The 5106-nt window shown below is 55.9% G+C and carries 3 protein-coding genes; all 3 read left to right on the top strand.

Annotation, left to right across the window (positions count from 1 at the left end; translation table 11 throughout):
- The first annotated feature begins 383 nt into the window (after positions 1–383).
- The 3 genes from ACN0RV_RS19420 (at position 384) to ACN0RV_RS19410 (ending at position 4914) form a co-directional block, all read left to right on the top strand.
- Positions 384–1979: a cation:proton antiporter gene (locus ACN0RV_RS19420; RefSeq protein ID WP_417350186.1), complete on the top strand. Its 1596-nt coding sequence runs from the start codon at positions 384–386 to the stop codon at positions 1977–1979.
- A 216-nt stretch (positions 1980–2195) separates the two neighbouring features.
- The gene (locus tag ACN0RV_RS19415) at positions 2196–4466 is read left to right on the top strand and encodes a nitric-oxide reductase large subunit (protein WP_417350185.1); all 2271 of its coding nucleotides are present in this window, start codon (positions 2196–2198) and stop codon (positions 4464–4466) included.
- Between the two features lie 46 nt (positions 4467–4512).
- Positions 4513–4914, top strand: a complete 402-nt coding sequence (locus tag ACN0RV_RS19410) for a nitrous oxide-stimulated promoter family protein (RefSeq protein WP_286340962.1) — start codon at positions 4513–4515, stop codon at positions 4912–4914.
- Positions 4915–5106: the final 192 nt, after the last annotated feature.

The following is a 5106-nucleotide window of genomic DNA, read 5'->3' as shown; positions in this document are numbered from 1 at the left end:
CGCATTCTACGCTTTCCTCATCCCCCGTCAAGCCCTATTTTCAAAGGTTTTTCCGGGTGTCGATGTTTTGCTCAGCGTCCGTTTTCCTTCCGCTTTGCCCCGTCGACAGGGAGCGCATTATAGGGGCTGGGTTTAACTTGGCAAGGCGATTTTGAAACTTTTTTCAGGATAATTGGCCAATCGCTCAACCACACCGCATTCACACAACAAACCCACAGAGTTATCCACATTTTTATATGTTGATGATTGGAAATTTGAGTAAATTCGGCCTAACCGGTAACTGGGCTCGAAAATTCCAAGAGTGAAATTCTCAGGAGCAAACCACTAAAGCGTAATTAAACTGGTTACAATACGGGCATCTATTACTCTCAAGGAGATTTTGGATGGATCCCCTCCTTCTTCTTATTCCTCTCCTCCTCGCCCTGGGGGCCGTACGCATCGGCCTGCCCCCCCTGATCGGGTATCTGGCCGCGGGCTTTGCCCTCTATGCCGCCGGCATCGATGCTCTGGAGTTCCTGACGCCCATCGCCGATCTCGCTGTACTGCTTCTGCTATTCGCCATTGGCCTGAAGCTGGACCTGAGCAGCCTGGCCAGGCGGGAGGTGTGGGGCACAGCAACCACCCACATGCTGATCACCGTCTTCGTTGCTGCGCTCTTTATCAAGACAATGGCGTTGGTTGGTTTGGGTATGTTCGACCAGTTGTCCAACACCCAGATTCTGACTCTGGGATTTGCATTGAGCTTCTCCAGCACGGTATTTGCCATTAAGACTCTTGAGGAGAGTGGCGATCTGGCCTCCCTCTATGGCCGCACCGCCATAGGCATTCTGATTATGCAGGACATCTTCGCGGTGGTTTACCTCACCGCAAGCAAGGGAGTCTGGCCCTCTCCCTGGGCATTTGCCCTGTTGGCTCTGCCCCTGCTCAGGCCGCTGCTATTCAGAATGATGAAGAGCAGTGGCCATGGTGAGATGCTGGTGCTTTTTGGCCTGGTGATGGCCTTGGTCCCCGGTGCCGCCCTGTTTGGCGCCGTCGGCCTGAAACCGGATCTGGGCGCTCTGGTTATGGGCATACTCCTGGCAGGCCACGCCAAATCTTCCGAGCTGTCCAAATCTCTGTTCCTCTTTAAGGAGCTCTTCCTTGTCGCCTTCTTCCTCACCATAGGTCAGCAGGGCATCCCCTCCATGGAGGAGATCACTACGGCACTGACCCTGTTGGTGCTGCTCCCCATTAAGCTGGTGTTTTTTCTTGGGCTGCTGCTGTTTTTCCGTTTCAGATTACGCACCGCCTTTATGTCGTCACTGACACTGGGCAACTTCAGCGAGTTTGGCCTGATTGTCATGACTGCTGCCATCGCCACCGGCACCCTTGATGCCAGCTGGCTAAGAGTCATGGCACTGATGGTGGCCTTCAGCTTCCTGATCGCCGCTCCGTTGGACCGTATGGCTCAGGGCCTCTACCAATGGCTCTTACCCAGGCTGCAGCATCGTCAGCGCACTCCCCTTCATCCGGAGGATCAACCCATCCACCTGGGAGAGCCCAAGATCCTTATCTTCGGTATGGGCAGAATCGGGTCAGCAGCCTATGACTCTCTGAACGAGACCCACCCAAATCAGGTGATGGGCATAGACCATAAACAGGGGATCATCGAACGCCATCATAAGGAACACCGTCATGCCGTTCTGGGCGACGGTACTGATTCAGACTTCTGGGATAAGTTAGTACCCACCTCCAGTGTGGATCTGATCGTACTGGCGATGCCCTCGCACCAGGGTAACCTGCATACCGCCGGGCTGCTGTTCAACAGCGACTATCGGGGTAAGGTTACCGCTATCGTGCGTTACCCAGATGAAGAGGAAGCCCTGCTGGAGATGGGGGTGCACAGCGTCTACAACATCTATCAGGCTGCTGGTACCGGCCTGGCCGATCAGGTTATGGACACCCTCCCCAGCTCCCTCAGCAGCAAACCCTCTCTCTGATAATCCGGGCGGCTCTGCCGCCCTTTTCTATTCCCTTAGGGGTAACTCCTCCCCAACGATACGTGATCCAGATCTCAACCCTTTCCTTCCTGCAAATCGTCCGTTGCCAATACCTGAGTATTTTACTAAGGTTTCTCCAATCTATAGATGCATTAGAGATGCACCTTTAAATAACTCACCCTCAACAAACGACAAAACCAGATAGCAGGTACGGTTATGAGTCGACAAAAAATCATACTTTGGGCGCTGATACTCTCCTGTCTCGCCTCTTTCACCGTGTTGCTCTCCATGGGCAGCAGTACCTATCGAGAAATGCCCCCCATTCCTACACAGGTTGTCAGCGATGATGGCCGGGTACTTTTCTCCGAAGAGGATATTCAACAGGGCCAGATGGCCTGGCGCTCCATGGGTGGCCACCAACTGGGCTCAATCTGGGGCCACGGCTCCTATGTTGCACCAGACTGGAGTGCCGACTGGCTGCACAGAGAACTGATGGCTTGGCTCGAGATCCAGGCCCAGGGTCAGTTTGGCCAGGCTTACGAGACCCTGAGCGAAGCTCGCCAAGGCGGGTTGCAGGCCGAACTCAAAGCGGATGTTCGCCGCAATCGCTATGAACCGGGCAATGGCACCATCACCATATCCAATACCCGCTTTGATGCCATTAACAGGGTTCAGGCGCATTACCTCTCCCTGTTCAGTGATGACCCTGAACTTCAACCCCTTAGGGAGCAGTACGCCATGAAGGAAGGTACCCTTCCCTCCCTTCAACGACGGGAGGACCTGACCGCCTTCATCTTCTGGAGTGCCTGGGCAACCACCACCGATCGCGCAGACCAGCCCGGCGTATCCTATACCAACAACTGGCCCCATGAGCCCCTGGTGGACAACCAGCCCACCTCCTCCATTACCGTCTGGTCCATCTTGTCCGTGGTGGTGCTGATCTTTGGTGTAGCAGCGCTGGCCTGGTACCACTCCACCCTGAAGCATGACCCTCTGCCGACCCCGGCGAAGGAGGACCCCATCTTCAGCCACCAACCCACTCCCTCTCAGCGTGCACTGGGCAAGTACTTCCTCACTGCCATCGGCCTGTTCATGCTGCAGATCGTCCTGGGTGGGATCACCGCCCACTACGCGGTTGAAGGCCAACAGTTCTACGGCATCCCCCTGTCCGATATCCTTCCCTACTCCTTGACCCGCACCTGGCACACTCAACTCGCGGTGTTCTGGATTGCCACCCTGTGGCTGGCAACCGGTCTCTATATCGCGCCGGCACTCTCCGGTGGCCGCGAGCCCAAGTGGCAAAAGCTGGGTGTAAACCTGCTTTGGCTGGCCCTGCTGATCGTGGTTCTGGGATCCATGGCCGGCGAATGGTTGGCGGTTCAGCAAGTGCTGGACATCGACCTGAGCTACTGGTTTGGTCACCAGGGGCATGAGTACATCGACTTGGGACGCTTCTGGCAGATGCTGTTGATGGTCGGCCTGCTTATCTGGCTTGGCCTGGTGACCGCCGCCATTCGCCCCGCACTCAGCGAGAAAAACGACCACAAGCCGGTGATCTGGCTGCTCTATGTCTCGGTGGTGGCCATTGGTCTGTTCTATGGCGCTGGCCTGATGATGGGCAAACACACCAACCTGGCCATGGCTGAGTACTGGCGCTGGTGGGTGGTTCACCTGTGGGTAGAGGGCTTCTTTGAAACCTTTGCCACCGCCGTGATTGCCCTGATGTTTGTCCGCCTCGGACTGATTCGCGCCCGCAGTGCCAACGCTGCCGTGTTGTTCGCCACCCTGATCTTCCTTTCCGGAGGAATCATCGGTACCGCGCACCACTGGTACTTCACCGGTACCCCGACGTCGGTACTGGCCTGGGGCTCCATCTTCTCCGCCCTGGAGGTGGTCCCTCTGGCACTGATCGGCTTTGAGGCCTATGAGCAGTATCGTCTTCGCAACGCTGCCAGTTGGATGACCAACTACAAGTGGGCCATCATGTTCTTCGTGGCGACCGCCTTCTGGAATATGTTTGGTGCCGGCATGTTAGGCTTCCTGATCAACCCTCCCATCTCGCTCTACTATGTGCAGGGACTGAACACCACAGCCGCCCACGGACACGGTGCCTTTATGGGTGTATACGGCATGCTGGGCATCGGCCTGATGCTGTTCTGCATGATGGGACTCAGTAAAGGGCGCGGCTGGAATCAGAACCTGCTGAAATGGGCCTTCTGGTGCATGAACATCGGCCTGATGGCGATGCTGGTGATGTCTCTGCTTCCCGTGGGCATAGTCCAGTTCTTTGCCGCCATCGACCATGGCTACTGGTACGCACGCTCACCTGAAGTTCTTCAGAGTGACCTGGTAAGACAACTGGTGTGGTTACGCGTACCCGGTGATATCCTGTTTGCCATAGGCGGCATGTTCATCGCCATGTTCCTCTTTGGCTTGGTAAAGGCCAGCTTGGCCGCCAAACGCGCTAAAAAACTGGCTACCGCCTGATAGCACAACATGGGGCACATCAGTGCCCCATATACGGAGTACACAGATGAGCTCAGAGATACTGACAGGCAGACTGGCCAAAGAACACAAGACCATCAAGCATATGCTGCAGATCTACTGCAAGGCCCATTGCCAGACGGAGTTGAGGACCAATGGTCTCTGCCCTGACTGTTTGTCTCTGCTGAACTACGCTGAGCAGAAACTGGATCGCTGTCCCTATGGCGAGACTAAGCCGGACTGCGCACGATGCCCCATCCACTGCTACAAGCCGGAGCCCAGGGCTCAGGCAAGAAAGGCGATGATCTACTCCGGCCCAAGGATGCTTTACCGGCACCCAATAGAAGCGGTTCAACATATATTGGATAAACGCCGCCCCATACCGGAGAAGCCTCCGGCAGGCGCCAGCCAGTATGCCCGGCGCAAAGCCGCAGCCAAACAGAAACAATGACTCGGGGGACCTTCAAGGTCCCTTTTTTATATCCAACTCACCCCACATCGAACCACTCTCCAAATCCTAGAGAGGGGCTCGCACTCGACGCTTATCCTCCCCTAGCACCGTCATGCCGTATATGGACTCCTCCCGAGTTTCAACCTCCAGCGCAAACAGACAAAGTAAGATGCAGGCGTATATTCGGGCTCT

The organism is Ferrimonas sp., from assembly GCF_048263965.1.
GTDB lineage: Bacteria > Pseudomonadota > Gammaproteobacteria > Enterobacterales > Shewanellaceae > Ferrimonas.
Note: the sequence above shows the minus strand (reverse complement) of the source record. Positions and strands in the feature narration are given on the sequence as shown.